Source organism: Mucilaginibacter sp. P4_E8, from assembly GCF_056401495.1.
On the sequence record NZ_JBFUJG010000330.1, the window covers coordinates 1 to 2,048 of the forward strand.

At 37.8% G+C, this 2,048-nt stretch carries 2 protein-coding genes; one reads left to right on the plus strand and one right to left on the minus strand.

Annotated elements, in window-relative coordinates; all coding sequences use genetic code 11:
* Window positions 1-244: 244 nt before the first annotated feature.
* Window positions 245-580, plus strand: coding sequence for a serine O-acetyltransferase (locus AC1DRQ_RS31070; protein WP_477429927.1), 336 nt, complete (start codon window positions 245-247; stop codon window positions 578-580).
* A 98-nt stretch (window positions 581-678) separates the two neighbouring features.
* Here the strand turns inward: AC1DRQ_RS31070 and AC1DRQ_RS31075 are convergent.
* Window positions 679-2,048 (minus strand): nucleotide sugar dehydrogenase (locus AC1DRQ_RS31075; protein WP_477429929.1); only part of this gene is annotated, 1,370 nt, incomplete at its 5' end.

Below are 2,048 nucleotides of genomic sequence, written 5' to 3' on the forward strand. Positions count from 1 at the left end.
TAAAACCACAATGCTCCTTATTAGCCTAATAAGGCTTATTCCTCATGTGATTATTTTTAACATACACGGTAAAAAAACTATTATTATTTATGACATTTTAAGATGGATGAAAATAAATAAGAAAGCGGCAGGAGGCACACAGGCTGGTTTCATTAAATTAATGACCTATTATCCTGAATTTAGAAATCTCTTTTATAATAGGGTGGGAAGTGTTTCTGTGCTGATAAATTTTCTTTGCCCAAAGATGAACACATTATTTATACACACTCAAGACATTGGACCAGGCCTTTATATTCAGCATGGTTTTGCTACCATTATAACTGCAAAATCAATTGGTAAGGATTGCTGGATAAATCAACAGGTAACCATTGGGTTTAATGGTGCCGATTCGCCCGTGATTAAAGATAATGTAACTATAAGAGCCGGCGCAAAAGTAATAGGCAATGTAACTGTAGGAGGAAATTCAATTGTAGGTGCAAATGCGGTAGTGGTAAAAAATGTACCCGGCAATAGTACCGTAGTTGGCGTTCCGGCTTATATCATTAAAAGAGATGGGATGAAGGTTAAAGAATCTTTATAATAAATAACGCAGCGACCTTATAACTTTATTGCAAAAAAGAGCGAATTGAAATGATTTCAATTCGCTCTTTATATTTTATAGGGTTATTGAATTATCTATTAAAGGGTTGATCCAATTGATCTAACCTGAAATCCTATAGCTCTCAATTTTTCGGCATCAAGCAAATTACGGCCGTCAAAAATCTTAGCAGGTTTTAACATGCTATCATATATGCGTTGCCAGTCGTAATTCTTAAATTCTTCCCACTCAGTTAAAACGGCAATAGCATGAGCATCTTTACATGCTTCATAAGGATCTTCAACTACTTTCACCCCTTTTTTGTTTTCCTCAGGGCTGCGGGTAGCCAAATAGTCAAGATCAGCATATACCTGACGTTCAGGAACTTTAGGATCATAAACCGAAATATCGGCCTGCTCATATAATAAATGATCGGCTACATAAATAGCTGCTGATTCCCTGGTATCATTTGTATCTTTTTTAAATGCCCAGCCTAAAAATGCTATTTTTTTGCCATTAACAGTATTATATAGATTTTTGATCATCTGATTGGCAAAACGCTTCTTTTGATGATCATTCATAATAATTACCTGTTCCCAGTAATCAGCTGTTTCCTGCAAACCATAGCTCCTGGCAATGTAAACAAGGTTTAAAATATCTTTTTGAAAACATGAACCACCAAAACCAACTGATGCTTTCAGAAATTTAGGTCCAATTCGGCTATCGGTACCTATTGCCCGGGCAACTTCACTGATGTCGGCTTCTGTTTTTTCACAAAGTTCAGTTAGTGAGTTAATAGAAGAAACCCTTTGCGCTAAAAACGCATTTGCGGTTAATTTTGATAATTCAGACGACCAAACATTAGTAGTTAAAATACGTTCTTGCGGAATCCAGTTAGCATATACCTCAACCAGTGCCTTAACTGCCACCTGGCCCTCCGGTGTACTATCGCCACCTATCAATACGCGATCCGGGGCATCCAGATCTTCCATGGCAGTTCCTTCGGCAAGAAACTCAGGATTAGATAAGATTTGAAAATGTACACCACTACCTGTATGTGTAATGATATCCCTTATTGCACTTGCTGTTCTTACGGGTAGAGTAGATTTTTCAACAATAATTTTATCATCTTTTGCAACACGGGCAATTTGTCTTGCACAAAGTTCAATCCATTTTAAATCTGCAGCCTGACCTTTGCCGGCACCATAAGTTTTAGTTGGCGTATTAACAGATATAAAGATCATCTGTGCTTCGTCGATAGCCGCTTCAACATCTGTTGAAAAAAACAAATTGCGGCCCCTGGCTTCGGCAACAACTTCGCTTAAACCTGGTTCATATACCGGAATGTTATTAACATCCGGATCATTCCATGCAGCAATACGCTGCTCATTCAAATCAACAACTGTAACTTTAATGTGGGGACATTTTTTTGCAATTACCGCCATAGTTGGGCCACCAACATAACCAGCTC

Excerpts from the sequence above, each read along its gene's own strand:
- AC1DRQ_RS31070 (WP_477429927.1), top strand. The coding sequence starts at position 245 with ATGAACACATTATTTATACACACTCAAGACATTGGACCAGGCCTTTAT.